The organism is Pradoshia sp. Z4_20 (assembly GCF_058216035.1).
The window spans coordinates 967,860-982,721 of the sequence record NZ_JBZAJD010000001.1; the positions used below are offsets into that span (position 1 = coordinate 967,860).

Annotated in this window: 13 protein-coding genes; 12 read left to right on the plus strand and 1 reads right to left on the minus strand. The window is 38.7% G+C overall.

The annotated features are described in order from the left end of the window. Positions 1-2: 2 nt before the first annotated feature. The 6 genes from trpB (at position 3) to trhA (ending at position 6,391) form a co-directional block, all read left to right on the plus strand. The gene (gene trpB / locus AC4BHP_RS04695) at positions 3-1,202 is read left to right on the plus strand and encodes a tryptophan synthase subunit beta (protein ID WP_490551661.1); all 1,200 of its coding nucleotides are present in this window, start codon (positions 3-5) and stop codon (positions 1,200-1,202) included. Then, a complete protein-coding gene (trpA, locus tag AC4BHP_RS04700) occupies positions 1,195-1,995 on the plus strand; it encodes a tryptophan synthase subunit alpha (protein WP_490551441.1) in 801 nt (266 codons plus the stop codon). The genes trpB and trpA overlap by 8 nt, the downstream gene beginning before the upstream one ends. A 122-nt stretch (positions 1,996-2,117) precedes the next feature. Further along, complete coding sequence (locus AC4BHP_RS04705) at positions 2,118-2,603, plus strand: DinB family protein (protein WP_066106986.1); 486 nt, start codon at positions 2,118-2,120, stop codon at positions 2,601-2,603. A gap of 563 nt (positions 2,604-3,166) precedes the next feature. After that, entirely contained in the window at positions 3,167-3,784 is a 618-nt protein-coding gene (locus AC4BHP_RS04710; RefSeq protein ID WP_490551442.1) for a 5'-nucleotidase, lipoprotein e(P4) family, read from the plus strand. Positions 3,785-4,218: 434 nt separating this feature from the next. After that, the gene (locus AC4BHP_RS04715) at positions 4,219-5,679 is read left to right on the plus strand and encodes an NAD(P)H-hydrate dehydratase (RefSeq protein ID WP_490551443.1); all 1,461 of its coding nucleotides are present in this window, start codon (positions 4,219-4,221) and stop codon (positions 5,677-5,679) included. Positions 5,680-5,746: 67 nt separating this feature from the next. Beyond that, positions 5,747-6,391 (plus strand): PAQR family membrane homeostasis protein TrhA, encoded by a 645-nt coding sequence (trhA, locus tag AC4BHP_RS04720; protein WP_066106977.1) that lies wholly within the window; start codon positions 5,747-5,749, stop codon positions 6,389-6,391. Positions 6,392-6,449: 58 nt separating this feature from the next. Here trhA and AC4BHP_RS04725 read toward each other — a convergent pair whose 3' ends face one another. Beyond that, entirely contained in the window at positions 6,450-7,154 is a 705-nt protein-coding gene (locus AC4BHP_RS04725) for a type 1 glutamine amidotransferase domain-containing protein (RefSeq protein ID WP_066106974.1), read from the minus strand. Positions 7,155-7,734: 580 nt separating this feature from the next. On the opposite strand from AC4BHP_RS04725, the gene AC4BHP_RS04730 reads away from it, so the two are divergent. The 6 genes from AC4BHP_RS04730 to AC4BHP_RS04755 all read left to right on the plus strand — a co-directional run bounded on the left by AC4BHP_RS04730 (position 7,735) and on the right by AC4BHP_RS04755 (position 14,573). Beyond that, entirely contained in the window at positions 7,735-9,030 is a 1,296-nt protein-coding gene (locus AC4BHP_RS04730; protein WP_066106955.1) for an ABC transporter substrate-binding protein, read from the plus strand. 86 nt (positions 9,031-9,116) lie between these two features. After that, positions 9,117-10,076, plus strand: coding sequence for a carbohydrate ABC transporter permease (locus tag AC4BHP_RS04735; RefSeq protein ID WP_066106952.1), 960 nt, complete (start codon positions 9,117-9,119; stop codon positions 10,074-10,076). Continuing rightward, the gene (locus AC4BHP_RS04740) at positions 10,073-10,915 is read left to right on the plus strand and encodes a carbohydrate ABC transporter permease (RefSeq protein ID WP_066106949.1); all 843 of its coding nucleotides are present in this window, start codon (positions 10,073-10,075) and stop codon (positions 10,913-10,915) included. The genes AC4BHP_RS04735 and AC4BHP_RS04740 overlap by 4 nt, the downstream gene beginning before the upstream one ends. An 89-nt stretch (positions 10,916-11,004) precedes the next feature. Continuing rightward, positions 11,005-12,009, plus strand: a complete 1,005-nt coding sequence (locus AC4BHP_RS04745; protein ID WP_139891831.1) for a LacI family DNA-binding transcriptional regulator — start codon at positions 11,005-11,007, stop codon at positions 12,007-12,009. Positions 12,010-12,153: 144 nt separating this feature from the next. Beyond that, complete coding sequence (locus tag AC4BHP_RS04750) at positions 12,154-13,065, plus strand: ROK family protein (RefSeq protein WP_490551448.1); 912 nt, start codon at positions 12,154-12,156, stop codon at positions 13,063-13,065. Positions 13,066-13,142: 77 nt separating this feature from the next. After that, positions 13,143-14,573 (plus strand): glycoside hydrolase family 1 protein, encoded by a 1,431-nt coding sequence (locus AC4BHP_RS04755; RefSeq protein WP_373925471.1) that lies wholly within the window; start codon positions 13,143-13,145, stop codon positions 14,571-14,573. Positions 14,574-14,862: the final 289 nt, after the last annotated feature.

Consider the following 14,862-nt stretch of genomic DNA (forward strand, 5'->3'; position numbering starts at 1 on the left):
AAATAAAAGAATATCCAGATAAAACTGGCCGATATGGGGAATATGGAGGAAGATTTGTACCGGAAACTTTAATGCCGGCTTTGTTCGAATTGGAGGAAGCCTATAAAACGATTGCGCAGGAAGAGTCATTTATTACTGAATATCAATTACTTTTGAAGGATTATGTAGGAAGAGAGACTCCGTTATACTATGCGGAAAATTTGACCGAACATTTAGGTGGTGCGCGGATTTACCTTAAAAGGGAGGATTTAAATCATACCGGGGCTCACAAAATTAATAATACACTTGGTCAGGCCCTGCTTGCCAAAGCGATGGGCAAAACAAGAATTGTTGCGGAAACAGGTGCCGGCCAGCATGGAGTCGCGACTGCTTCAGCCTGTGCCTTGCTTGGTTTGGAAGCAGTAATCTTTATGGGTGAAAAAGATGTGAAGAGGCAAAAACCGAATGTATTGAAAATGGAATTGTTGGGTGCAAAGGTAGTGCCTGTACAACAAGGAAGCTGTTCACTGAAGGATGCCGTAAATGAAGCTTTACGTTACTGGGTCGGTCATATTGAGGATACACATTATTTATTGGGATCTGTGATGGGACCCCATCCCTTCCCGCAAATTGTACGAGATTTTCAGAGTGTAATAGGTCGGGAAACCAGGGAGCAATTCTTAGCTTTACACAGTCGATTGCCAGATGAAATTATTGCCTGTATCGGCAGTGGCAGTAACGCGATGGGGATGTTTTACGAATTTTTAGAGGATGAACAGGTTACTTTAGTAGGCGTGGAAGCGGCTGGCCAAGGGTTAGATACGAATGAGCATGCAGCGTCTCTTACAAAAGGAGAAAAGGGGATTTTACATGGCGCACTCATGTATCTCCTGCAGGATAAAGCAGGACAGATAGAGGAAGCCCACTCTATATCGGCTGGACTTGATTATCCGGGAGTCGGGCCAGAGCACTGCTTTTTGAAGGATGAGGGAAGAGTTGAGTATACATCTATTAGGGATGATGAAGCATTGGAAGCTTTTAAGCTGTTAACAAGAAAGGAAGGAATTATACCTGCGCTGGAAAGCTCGCATGCGATAGCGGAAGCAGTCAAAAGGGCACCTGATATGGGGAAAGATCAGTCTATTGTAATTTGTTTATCCGGGAGAGGAGATAAAGATATGGATACCGTCATGAATGTAATTGGAGGTGTGGAGCATGCCTAATAAGCTAGTAGACTGTTTTTCAGAGGCTAAAAGGAGTGGAGAAAAAGGGTTTATACCCTATATTATGGGCGGTGATGGAGGGATCGATCAGCTTGTTCCGACTATAAAGTACTTTGAAAGATTAGAGGCATCCGCCATTGAAATTGGAATTCCATTTTCTGACCCAGTAGCTGATGGACCAAGTATTCAGGAAGCAGGTTTACGTGCCCTGGAACAAGATGTTACTTTGGAGGATATATTAAATGAATTAAGGAATACTGAGGAAACTATTGAAATTCCGTTAATTATTATGACATATGCAAATCCTGTTTTACGACTTGGGATTTCAACGTTTGCTGCAAAATGCAGAGAAGCCTCCATTAGTGCCTGTATCATACCAGATGTTCCGCTGGAGGAAGAGCAGATGTTTAAGAAAGAGCTCAGTAAGGAAGGCATTGTGTTAATCAGAATCTTACCTTTAACAGCAAATCCAACTCGAATGGCAAAGCTTTGTGATGGAGCGGAAGGTTTTATTTATGCAGTAACGGTAAATGGGACAACAGGAGAACAGGCACAGTTGAATGATGAAGCCTTTAAAGAACAAATCCTACAACTTAAGCAGAATACGGATTGTCCAATCTATGCGGGATTTGGAATATCCAATGCAAAGACGGCCAATCAATTGTATGACTATTGTGATGGAATTATTGTAGGGAGTAAGGTTGTAAGTTTACTGCATCAAAAGGGCCATAAGGAATTGGAGTCCTTTGTTAAAGAATTGATTAGAAATAAGGCAAAACAAACAACCAGCTAACAATTTGTATGTTATCAGTCCAATAAGCCGTTTCACTTCTGTTTTTTTTCAGGAAAGATAGGGTATAAAGGATAGCAACCCATATCTTGTGAAGGGCAAAAAGAATTAGTGGAGGGGATTATATGGAAACGACTGGTATGCAAAAACAATTTGAGTTGACCAGAAGTAAGCTACAGGAAATTTTAGAGGATTTATCTGAAGCGGAGGCTGATCTTCAACCAGAAGGTTTTAATAATACGATTCGCTGGCAATTAGGGCATGTACTGGTAAGTGCGGAATCCTTCTTGTTTGATTATCCTGGCAGCGGTTCACCGCTTTCAGAGTTATATGGAGAATTTTTCAGAAGCGGAACTTCGCCAAAATATTGGCAAAGAAGTGCACCTTCTTTGAATGATATCAAGTCCAATTATCAATCTCAGGAAAAGAGAATTAAAGATTTACCGGAGGAATTCTGGAGAGAAGAGGTAACAGGTCCTCTTGCAAAGTTTGGTATTAAAACAAAAAGCGAATTGTTTCACTTTTTACTGAGCCATGAAGCGATGCATCTAGGTCAGATTCAATCATTAAAAAAATTAGTTGAACGACATAAGACTACTAATCAATATTAATAAAGAGAGCGGGGAAGTTGTCATACCCTAAAAGTTAGAGTAAAACTAACTTTTAAGGGGCGGTATCGCATTCCCCGCTTTTTTTATGTTTCTATTTATTTATTAAGCAAAAGATCTGAGAAATTCTTTGCACCCGTATCTATAAATAGAACAAGAATGATACCGATCATCAACAAAATAAATGGTTTTTTAAACAAGAATATCACCCCTATATTTATGAATATTAGTCTTATGAATTCTAAGATATGTATACCAATGGAGATAAATAGTTTTACAATTCGGCTCCTCATAATAAAGACCCTGATTAAAGATTAAAAAATTTCTGGAAAATAGGTTTATTCTGTAAATTCCGACTGATAAAATGTTCTGTTTTGCGGTTTCTTTGAGGATGTTTAGTAGTATTTTAATAAGAAAAAGATAATTCTAAATCAATCAGTAAAGATCTCAAATGAGGTCTTTTTTTCGTATCCAATACCTACTTTATTTAAGCAGATTCGCTATTCCAATATAAATTTTTCATGAAATGAAAAGTCTTTGGAAAAACTGTTCGAGAGGTGATTGGAATGAAAAAGAATGGCATCAGAAAAGGAAGTATACTTATTACTGTATTTAGTGTTTGGATAAGCTTACCTATGAACTGGATAGAAGCTAGTCCGTATAAGAATCAACAAGAAGAAAATATAATGCACGTCCTTAGGTACCAACAATCTACGACTGATGCGTCATTTAGTAAAGGTTATAAAGTGGCTAAACATAGACTCGATCGAGCTCTGCAACAAAAGACGGATGAGGATAAAGCCATTATTTTAGATTTAGATGAAACCGTATTGAATAACCGCCCTTTTTTAGCTAAGTTGGCTCAAAAGAAAAGCTCCTTTAATGATAAAGAATGGGATGCATGGGTCTACCAAGCAAATGCGAAACCTCTGCCTGGTGCATCAGAGTTCCTTCAATATGTGGATATGAAAGGAATCCAAATCTTTTATGTGTCAAACAGGAAAAAACATTTATATGAGGCTACTGAAAAGAATCTGAAGAGGGCTGGATTACCGCAAACGGATCAAGGACATCTTATTTTACTGACAGATGAAGTGAATACAGAATCAAGAAGGAAAGCAATCGAAAAGAATCATAGCGTCATTCTGAACCTCGGTGATAATTTGATTAATTTTTCCAAGTAAATTGATACTTATGATCATCAAGAACGAATGCAGCAAGTTGGATAAAAGAACAGGCAGGAAATAAGTATAAGTGTTATCAACTTCATACAGGGGAACTGGAAAAAGGAGATACGTTATTTACTGGAAGTTGATGGTTAAACAAATGTCAGTTCCGATTGTGGAGCTGACTATTTTATTTTAAATCGAAAACTTATACCGGAGCTTTACCCCACCTATATCACACCTATCTCCGGTCAAAGGTGGCGTAAAGGTATGGGAAAGGTGGGAGAAAGGAGGAATCCCCTGGCTATGGACCATCTATGCCCCACCTATGCTACCTCTCTCCTAAACCTATATCTGATCAATAGATATCAGATCCCTTACCTTACTATATCGTTTAAATGTCCTATTCCTATTGTTGTATACTAAAAATATAAGAAGAGAGGTGGTCGATGATGAATATTTATTTTGCGAATGATATCAGAGAAGTCGACAGTAAAGCTGACGCGGATGGGCTATCCATCTTTACTTTAATGGAAAACTCTGGACAGGCTTTGTTCAGAGAAGTATCCAGTTTAATTCAGAGGGAAGATGAAGTTGGAATCATCGCTGGGCAAGGAAATAATGGAGGCGATGCGATTGTCCTTGCGAGATTATTGCTGAATCACGGTTATAAGGCGACGCTTATTTTGCCGTTTGGATTGCCAAAGTCTAAAGTTGCGCAACAGCATTTTTCTTATTTTATTACTTGTGGATACCCATACACCCAAACGATTGAAAATGAATATGATGTTCTGGTAGATGGGCTCTTTGGAATTGGGTTTAAACCGCCGTTTTCCAGTCATGCGGATCGAGTGCTTGCCTACTGGAACCAATCATTGGCTCTGAAAATTGCGATTGATATTCCTTCAGGTGTTGAAGCAGATAGAGGTAATGTAGTGACTGCCTTTAAAGCAGATTACACATTATGCTTACATGGGGTTAAGCCTTCAGCTTTTTTAGTGCCTTCGGCTGAATACTATGGGACAGTCAAATCGTTGGATATTGGATTGGTACAGCAATCAGGCTGGAGAGTATGGACAGAGGAAGATGTTAAACAAACATGGCCTGCTTTACCAAATAATCCGCACAAAGGATCATTTGGAACCGGATTATTAATTGCTGGCAGTGAGGAAATGCCAGGTTGTGCACTTCTGTCTGGTCTTGGTGCTATGCGTTCCGGAATTGGCAAACTGACAATCGCAACCGATAAAAGTGTAGCACAAATTGTTTGTCAGAGACTTCCTGAAGCAACCTATTGGTATCACACGCTTCAACAATTAAAAGAAAATAAACAGCTATCCAGTATGAAAGCAGCAGCAATCGGTCCTGGTTTGGATTTGGATGAACAATTGGAGGATAAAGTTCAATTTTTATTGAATCAACCTGATTTGCCTCTTATTTTAGATGCCGCTGCCCTGCAAAAAAGAGAGTATCCAAAAGGGCGTCCGGCACCGGTCATTTTGACACCTCATCCCGGAGAGATGGCTCGAATTACAGGATTATCTTCTAGGTGGATCAATGAAAACCGCATTTCGGTTGCTCGTGATTTTGCTATTGAACATGAGGTAACAGTTATTTTAAAAGGAGTAAATACGGTTATCGCTTTTCCAGATGGAACTGGCTATATCAATCAAACGGGAAATCGCGGTCTTTCAAAAGGCGGTTCTGGAGACACATTGCTTGGAATTATTTTAGGATTACTGTGTCAATCTGAACCTTTCTCACACTATACAACAGCCGTGTCGAATGCGGTTTATCTTCATGGGAAATCGTCAGAATATTGGGCGATTGAACGTGAACCTAGCGCAATGCTAGCAACAGATATTATGGAGGTCTGGCCATATCTTTTAAAACAATTAAATCTTAAAAAATAGGTAGAAAGGTATTAATTTAGCAAAAAAACGGGAATAGACAAATAAAAACATGGAAAGGAGTCTCTTGATGAATCGAGTCTATACTTACACCAAGAAAGAAGAAGTCGTCAATGCGATTACGCATGGGATAGGAGCAGCTTTATCCTTTGCGGCCCTAATCTTAATGATTGTTTTTTCTATAACGAATGGAGCTGGCGATAGGCTATCAGTTGTTTTGGTCTATGGAATATCGATGTTGATGCTTTTTACATTCTCGACTCTGACTCATGCATTTCCTGAGGGCAAAGTCAAAGTGATTATGGAATTCTTTGATCATACCTCCATCTATTTATTTATTGCAGGAACGTATACACCGTATGCAATCATTGCAATTGGAGGGAAAACAGGATATGCATTATTGGCGATTATCTGGACGTTGGCAATAGCCGGAATTGTTTTTAAAGCCATTTTCCTAAGGAAATTTGTCATTCTCTCTACAATAATCTATATCATCATGGGCTGGTTAATTGTTGTAGCATGGGAGCCGTTAAAAATGGCAGTTCCTCCAACTGGATTAATGATGCTTGTGTATGGCGGATTATTATACACGGTAGGAAGTATCTTTTATGTATGGAGAGGGTTTCCATATCACCATGCGATTTGGCATCTGATGGTCTTGGTTGCTTCTATTCTGCACTTTTTATCTATCTTTTTGTATGTATTACCTATGTAAATTAAAAAAATGTCGATTCAATACTCCAACAAAGGTTTGGAGTTTGAATCGACATTTTTTAATATCTTTTTTGATTTTGTAAGAAATGTAACGTTTTCTCACCAACTGCTCGCGCGCTTTGTGGATTTTGTCCTGTAATCACTCGCTCATTTTCCACCACATGTGATGTGAAAGGAACGGTTGATTTTGTGAATTTTCCAGCTTTAGCGGTTAACTCATTTTGAAGCTTGAATGGTATTTTATGTGATGCAAACATGATCGTTTCTTCCATATTTGTATAACCGGTTACTGTTTTTCCTTCCAAGAGATGAGTCCCATCTGATAATACAACATTTAATAAAGCAGCAGGTCCGTGGCAAACAGCCGAAACGACACCGCCTTTTTCATATATTTCAGCGGTTAACTTTTGAATGCTGGACTGGTTAGGGAAGTCCCACATCGTTCCATGTCCGCCGGCAAAATAGATGCAGCCATACTCGTCAGATGTTATTTCATCGATAGAAGTGGTTTTATCCAATCTACTAATAAAATACGGATCCAGATAGTATTCCTTTGTCCTGTTATCCAGCAAGACAGGGAGAAGGCTTTTCGGATCAAGTGGTACTTTTCCTCCTTTTGTGGAAACTATATCAACCTCATATCCTGCCAATTTTAAACAATCATAAAAATGTACAAGTTCGCTTAACCATAAACCCGTTTTGTCTTTTTTATTTTTCATATATTCATGGCTCGTCACAACAGCCAATACTTTCTTTTTCGCCATTAAAAATCCTCCTATCTGTAAAGTGTAATTTTAACATAAATTGACTCTATTGACCTATTATTATGGTGTTGTGAAATAAAGGAAGGGGTAAGGTTTGTTATTTGGTACTTATTATGGAACGTTGCCACACTAAGGACAAGTTATAGTGCTGTATTTCTTAAAAATTGCTAAATTTCATTGGTTAACTTTCCAATAAAAAAAGAATAAAAGCTCTAATCTACTCTAGAAACTCAAGATACAAGAGGAACGATACTTCCAAGTTTTATCTAGATTTAACCAAAGAATATTTAATATAAATTAATTACGAAAGCGATTTCCAAAATAATGGTCATTTTTCCCAATAAATGGTTGATTTTTCCGAATAGTCGATTTATAATCACTAATGAAAGCGGTTTCTAATCTCTGATAATGATATGATTTAAATTCTTTTTGGAAACCGGTTTCTAAACGGTGGTGCTATTATCATTTTTTTAAAGATTAATATGGTAAAGGGGGTTAAGCAGTACAGAATCCAAATTTATATTTATTGCATCATCCATTGGATGATGGTCTGACCAAATTATTATAGGGGGTTTTACAATTGAAAAGCTTAAAAAAATTGGCTGCAATCGGATTATCAACGGTCCTGGCGCTGTCGTTGGCAGCATGTAAGGATGATGAAAAGACTTCTTCAAACGGTGGTAAAAGTGGGGAAAAAGTTACTCTGGATTTCTGGACTTTCGGAGCTACGAATTATGAGGATCTTGCGAAGGAATATGAGAAGGAAAATCCAAACGTCACGATTAAAGTAAGAGCAGCTGAAACAGCAGATCATCATGATGCTTTATTTACTGCTTTATCTGCTGGAAGTGGAGCACCTGATATCACGATGTTGGAAATTGACCAACTGGACCGTTTTAAAGGAGCGCAGGATCGCTTTGAAAACTTATATGATCTTGGTGCAAAAGATATTCAGGATCAGTACTTAGATTGGAAATGGAAAACAGGGGAGAATGATAGTGGGGATTTCCTGATTGGTCTGCCAACAGATATTGGACCGAAAGCCTTATACTATCGTGCAGATTTATTTGAAGCTGCAGGTCTTCCAACAGATCCTGAGGAAGTAGCCACACTGATTAATTCACCAAAAGCTTTTGAAGAAGCTGGTGTGAAGGTGAAGGAAAAAACAGGCAAGGTATTTATAGATAGTATCGAAATGGCATTCAGAGCTTACTTGGATGGTGCAGAAACAACATTCCTTAATTCTAAAGGGGAGTTATTGATCGAAGAGGATGGTAACGCTGTTAAAGAAGCTTATGATTATGCTGTGAAATTGAATGAAATGGGTATTGTTGGTAAATTTGAAATGTGGTCTCCGGAGTGGGCAAATGCTGTAAATAAAGGTGAATTTGCTGCTGAATTAGGGGCTGGATGGTTAAAAGGCTGGATGGAAGGGAATGCGCAAGAAGCTTCCGGTAAATGGAGAGTTGCGACATTGCCATCTGAATTTGCGGCAAACTGGGGTGGCTCATTCATCTCCATACCAAGCGAAACGAAAAATGCGAAAGAAGCATATAAATTTACTTCATGGTTAGTTTCTCCAGACAATCAACTAAAATCCTTCCAAGACAAGGGACTTTTCCCTTCCGCACAAGCTGTATATGAAATGGATGCTTTCAAAACAAACGAAGATGCTTTCTTTGGCGGTCAAGCAACAGCACCTGTATTTGCAAAAGCAGCACAGGATATCAGTGGGGCTGTTTATAAAGGAGAAAAATACTTCCCAATCTATTCAGAAGTATTGAATGGCTTAAAGAACGTTCAAAATAAAGGAACGGATCCTGAAAAAGAATGGAAAGCCGCTGTTAAACGCTCCAAGGGCTTACTAAACCGGTAATTTCAATAGATTACTAATAAGGTGGGAATCGGCGTGACTTTCATGGATACGTCGCTCCCATCTTTGATAAGAAAAGAGGTGTGAAAATGGATCCAGTGAAAGCGAATCCTAGTATGAACGAAATCAAAGTTAAAAAGAAGCGAGCTAGATCTGAGGCAAAAAAAGATATGTATTCCGCTTATTTATACATTGCTCCTTTCTTTATCATTTTTGCGATTATTGGTTTATATCCTATGATTTTCAGTATTTATTTAGCATTTCAAAAGTGGAACGGTCTCAGTCCCATGGTCTCAGTGGGGTTGGATAATTTTAAGGTTGTTTTAACAGACCCTCTATTTTGGAAAGCTGTTTATAATACGATTGTTATGGGCATTATGGGCACGGCTCCGCAAATTGTGTTTGGAATCATTTTTGCTTATCTGTTAAATCTAGCCTTCCTAAGATTTAAAAACTTCTTCAGAGTCACTATTTTTATGCCTTATATTACATCAATGGTTGCGGTAGCCTTGATTTTCAGTGTGCTGTTTAGTAATCATGAATCCTCCTTAGCCAATTATGTTCTTAGTTTAGCAGGTCTTGATCCAGTAAGCTGGGCAAGTTCAGAATGGGGAACGAAAATTGCGATATCCATTATGGTCTTTTGGCGATGGGTTGGCTATAATACAATCATTTACCTAGCAGGGATTCAGAGTATTCCCAATGATTTGTATGAAGCTGCCACGATTGATGGGGCAAATAAAACCCAACAATTTCGTTACATAACCATTCCTATGTTAAAACCATTTATTATACTGACTGTCTTTACTTCTACCGTTGGAGCTTTGCAGCTGTTTTCCGAGCCTACTATATTTATGGGAACAGGCGCCTTTACAAGAGATGAGGCTATGACGATTGTTATGTACCTGTATCGTGATGCTTTCAGATTGCAATCCTTTGGTACTGCTTCTGCAACAGCTATTATTTTGCTGGTATTAATCTCAGTGATTGCAGCAATCAATGTATACTTAACTTCTGGAGTTGGAAGAAAAAGGAGGGGTGGGAAATGAATAAAAATAAAAAAGTGAGGAAATTTTCCATAAGCAAACTATTAGTTTATACCTTATTGGGCATCTCCTCCTTATTATCCTTGTTCCCGTTTTATTGGATGTTTGTAATGGCGACTAGTCCAAGCTCGGCCTTTAACTCGATTCCTCCCACCCTTACACCGGGGAATATGTTAGTTGAAAATTTTAAAAAGGTATTAAATCAAATTGATTTCTTCGGTTCGATGTGGAACTCATTTGTCATTTGTGCCATTGTAACAATCGTTGTTCTATTCATTAGTTCATTGGCCGGTTTTGCCTTTGCTAAGTTTACATTCCGGGGAAAAAATGTACTATTTATCGCGATTTTGCTAACGATGATTATTCCGCCTCAATTGGGTTTAATCCCTCAATATTTCCTTATATCAAAGGCGGGCATGCTTGATACTTTACCAGGTGTAATGGTGCTGTTCTTTTTAAATCCTTTAGGTATCTTTCTTATGAGGCAATATATTAGTAAATCGGTTCCTGATGAACTTATCGAAGCAGCAAAATTAGATGGCTGTTCTAACTTTAGAATTTATCGCAGTATCATCGTGCCGATTACGCTTCCTGCATTTGCAACTTTGGGTATTATTGTCTTTACGGCAGTATGGGGTGAGTTCCTATGGCAGTTTACCGTATTAAGGGATCCGGAAAACTATACGATTCAGGTAGCATTGGCTCAATTAAGCAATACACATAATGTGGACTTTGGAATGATTATGTCAGGTGTATTTTGGGCAACAGTGCCGTTATTACTAGTATTCTTATTTTTCAATAGGTTGTTTATTTCGAGTATTACTGAAGGCTCAGTTAAATAAACATTCCTTCCAAATTTATGCTTAACTATTGAAACTCCTATTAACCTAAAAATGGGTAACCAAACTACTCGAATTTAGAAGGGATTAACATGAATTTAACGATTAAAGATATTGCACAAATGGCCAATGTATCTCAAGGCACAGTTTCAAAGGTAATCAATAATTATGAGGGAATAAGTGAAAAAACGAAAAAAAAAGTGATGGATATTATTAACCAAAGCGGTTATGAACCTAACTTTTCTGCCAGATCCTTGGCAACGAAGAAGTCAAATCTAATTGGGTTGATTTATGCCGGAAGAATTAATGTTGATATGACCCACCCTTATTTTAATGAGGTTATCTCTTCATTTAAAAAGAATATAGGTTTACTGGGATACGATATTTTAATGTTTTCAAACGAACATTTTCAGTCGGATAATGGAAGTTATTTAGCAAGATGCCGGCATTTTAATGTGGATGGCTGTTTAATTATTGCAGGTGAAGAGGTGGAGGAATCTACCTATGCTTTAGCTTTAGCCGGCCTGCCCTGTATCGGAATCGATATTGAATTAAAAGGGCCAAAGGCTAGCTATATTATGACTGATAATTTGGGCTTGTCGAGAAAAGTGGTGGAATATCTGTATCTTCATGCTATTAAAAAAATCGGTTTTATTGGCGGTATATTTGATTCTCCTGTTTCGATCTTTCGCAAAAAGGGTTTCCTGGAAGCACTGAATCAATTTGGACTCGAAATTTGTGAGGACTGGATTCAATACGGTGATTTTCATGAGGAAAGCGGGTATGCGGCAATGAAGAAAATCCTGCGATCTAAAACGCTGCCAGAAGCAATTTTTGCGACATCAGATATGATGGCCCTCGGAGCTTTGCAAGCTATTAAAGAAGCAGGCTTAAGCTGTCCAGATGATATCCGGTTAATTGGCTGTGATGATATTGCAGCCTGCCGTTATAGTTCTCCAAAATTAACAACGGTGAAACAGGATAAGGAAAAGTTCGGTAAATTATCCGCCTATATGCTCGACGATTTAATTAATGATAGATCCCAATTAAAACCGGTATTTATTGATTCCGAGTTAATTATCCGAGAATCCTGTTGATCAAAGTTTCATAGACTTCGAGGTTCACAGAAGCTGATAAATTCTGATGTTTTCGATGTATGAAGCTATTTTATAACCCATAAGAAACACAGATATATTGGATATGATAATTGTATGAAAAATTGGGTTGCTGGAGGTTATATAGTGAATTACTATGCGGTACTTGATGTTGGTGGTTCTGCCATTAAATATGCACTTATGGATGAAACGGGTTGTTTTATTGAAAAATCCTCACTTCCAACTCCTAAAGAGAGTCTTACTGAATTTATAAATACAATTGATATGATCGTGAAGGATTTTAAAAATAAATATGTGATAAAAGGTCTGGCGGTGAGTATGCCTGGTGCGGTAAATATTGAAACCGGGATCATAGAGGGGATCACGGCACTCCCTTATATCCATGGCCCTAATATAAAAGAACTCCTTCAGGAACGGACAAATTTACCGGTAGAATTGGAGAATGACGCTAATTGTGCTGGTTTGGCGGAGGGCTGGATTGGTGCAGCAAAGGATGTACAGGATTATCTTTGTATAGTGATTGGCACCGGTATAGGCGGTGCCGTCGTACTCGATAAAAAAGTTCGGCATGGGAGAAATGGGTTTGCTGGAGAATTCGGATATATGAAGATGGAGGGCTATTTGGGAACACAACCAGCAGAAACCTATAGCACGTTGGCAGCCGTAGGAGGCTTGATCAAGCAGGTTGCTAAACGAAAAGAGAGAGACCCTGATACTTTTACCGGTAAGATGATCTTTGAGCTTGCTGAACAGGGTGACACAGAGGTACAGGAAGAGATTGATAAGTTTATGCGTCGGCTTGCTGTTGGCATATATAATCTACAATTTATTCTGGATCCGGATAAGATTTTGATTGGCGGCGCTATCAGTAATCGCGAAGGATTTATCGACAAGATTAATGAAACATTAAACGAAATGAAATATGAAACAGATGGATTAACGGTCAAAGTAGAAAGATGTCAGTTTGGAAATGATTCGAATCTAATTGGTGCTTTGTATCATTTTTTACAGCGGCAGAAGGACTCCATTTTGGTTTAAAGCTAGATTGTGAGAAGGTCTAAGTACTATGGTATAAAAAAAGGCAACATTCAGACGGAAGGGAGACTAAAACGATTATGTATAAAACATTAAAACCGTTTCCGGCAGACTTTTTATGGGGAGCTGCTTCTGCTGCCTATCAAATTGAAGGTGCATGGGATATAGACGGAAAAGGGGTTAGTAATTGGGATCAATTTGTACGTATCCCGGGTAAGACATATAAAGGGACGACGGGAGATGTTGCAGTAGACCATTATCATCGTTATAAGGAAGATGTCCGTTTAATGGCAGAAATGGGGTTAAAGGCGTACCGTTTTTCTGTATCATGGCCGCGTATTTTTCCAAATGGAAGAGGTGAGATCAACGAGCAGGGACTCGCCTTTTATGATGATTTGATTGGTGAGCTGCGCAAATATCAAATTGAGCCTATCTTAACCTTGTACCATTGGGATTTACCACAAGCACTTCAGGACGAATATGGCGGATGGGAGTCCAGAAGAATCATAGAGGATTTTACGAATTATAGTGTGGAATGTTTTAAACGCTTTGGAGACCGTGTGAAGTACTGGGTGAGCTTAAATGAACAAAATATTTTTACTCGCCATGGATATGACCAAGGGTCCCATCCACCGGGTTTAAAGGATACGAAGTTATTTTATCAAGTGAATCATCACGCAAACCTGGCCAATGCCAGTGTCATCAAAGCATTCCGTCAATATGTCCCGGATGGACAGATTGGTCCGAGCTTTGCCTATGGTCCAGCTTACCCAGCATCTTCAAAGCCGGAAGATATTTTGGCTGCTGAGAATGCAGAGGAACTGAATAGCCATTGGTGGATGGATATATATACTTTGGGAAAATACCCGAAGGCAGCGTGGAACTACTTGGTTGAAGAAGGTCTTGCTCCTGAAGTGGAAGAGGAGGACTTTCTCTTATTAAGAGAAGGTAAGCCAGACTTTATGGGCTTAAACTATTATCAAAGCTCGACTTTTGAAGTTAATCCTTTAGAAGGCGGGGTGAGTGCCGGTGAAATGAATACAACGGGAATCAAAGGCACATCAAAGGATTCTGGAATTCCAGGACTATACAAAACTACGAAGAATCCAAACCTTGAACGGACGAATTGGGATTGGGATATTGATCCGCAAGGACTGAGAACTGCGCTGCGCCGAATCACAAACCGATATGATTTGCCGATATTGATAAGTGAAAATGGACTCGGTGCATTTGATAAGGTAGAGGAGCATGACCAAATCCATGATGATTACCGGATCGAGTACCTTCAGGCTCATGTGAAAGCAATTCAAGACGCCATTTCTGATGGTTCCGAAGTGATTGGCTATTGTGTCTGGTCTTTCACAGATTTACTAAGTTGGTTGAATGGTTTCCAAAAACGCTACGGGTTCGTCTATATTAATCAGCACGAAGAAGGCACGCATGACTTACGCCGTATCAAAAAGGATAGCTTCTATTGGTACAAGCAAGTCATTGAATCGAACGGAATTTAAGGGAGCGGAGGATTACCTTCGCTTTTTTCTTATGGTTATATTTTAAAAATTGCTGATCCGCTAGGCTAAGATTCATCTTTCATTATTTGGGATAAAGAGGGGGACTTTCCCATAAGTACCTGTTTCAATTTTAGGGACAGTATTATTTTTATACAAAACCAGAAGACTCATTTTAAGATTCATCATGGTGAACCGTACCATAAATAAGTGAGGTTTTATAAATCCGCAAGTTTTGTCCACTAAAAGAGGCAGTGTTGAACTGCCTCTTTAATTAAGTATGATCTATTTC

What these genes read in the sequence shown, in the direction of transcription:
- AC4BHP_RS04755 (WP_373925471.1), top strand. Translation starts at nt 13,143, where the DNA reads ATGTATAAAACATTAAAACCGTTTCCGGCAGACTTTTTATGGGGAGCT.
- AC4BHP_RS04735 (WP_066106952.1), top strand. Translation starts at nt 9,117, where the DNA reads ATGGATCCAGTGAAAGCGAATCCTAGTATGAACGAAATCAAAGTTAAA.
- trpA (WP_490551441.1), top strand. Translation starts at nt 1,195, where the DNA reads ATGCCTAATAAGCTAGTAGACTGTTTTTCAGAGGCTAAAAGGAGTGGA.
- trhA (WP_066106977.1), top strand. Translation starts at nt 5,747, where the DNA reads ATGAATCGAGTCTATACTTACACCAAGAAAGAAGAAGTCGTCAATGCG.
- AC4BHP_RS04705 (WP_066106986.1), top strand. Translation starts at nt 2,118, where the DNA reads ATGGAAACGACTGGTATGCAAAAACAATTTGAGTTGACCAGAAGTAAG.
- AC4BHP_RS04715 (WP_490551443.1), top strand. Translation starts at nt 4,219, where the DNA reads ATGAATATTTATTTTGCGAATGATATCAGAGAAGTCGACAGTAAAGCT.
- AC4BHP_RS04745 (WP_139891831.1), top strand. Translation starts at nt 11,005, where the DNA reads ATGAATTTAACGATTAAAGATATTGCACAAATGGCCAATGTATCTCAA.
- AC4BHP_RS04725 (WP_066106974.1), bottom strand. Translation starts at nt 7,154, where the DNA reads ATGGCGAAAAAGAAAGTATTGGCTGTTGTGACGAGCCATGAATATATG.
- AC4BHP_RS04740 (WP_066106949.1), top strand. Translation starts at nt 10,073, where the DNA reads ATGAATAAAAATAAAAAAGTGAGGAAATTTTCCATAAGCAAACTATTA.
- AC4BHP_RS04710 (WP_490551442.1), top strand. Translation starts at nt 3,167, where the DNA reads ATGAAAAAGAATGGCATCAGAAAAGGAAGTATACTTATTACTGTATTT.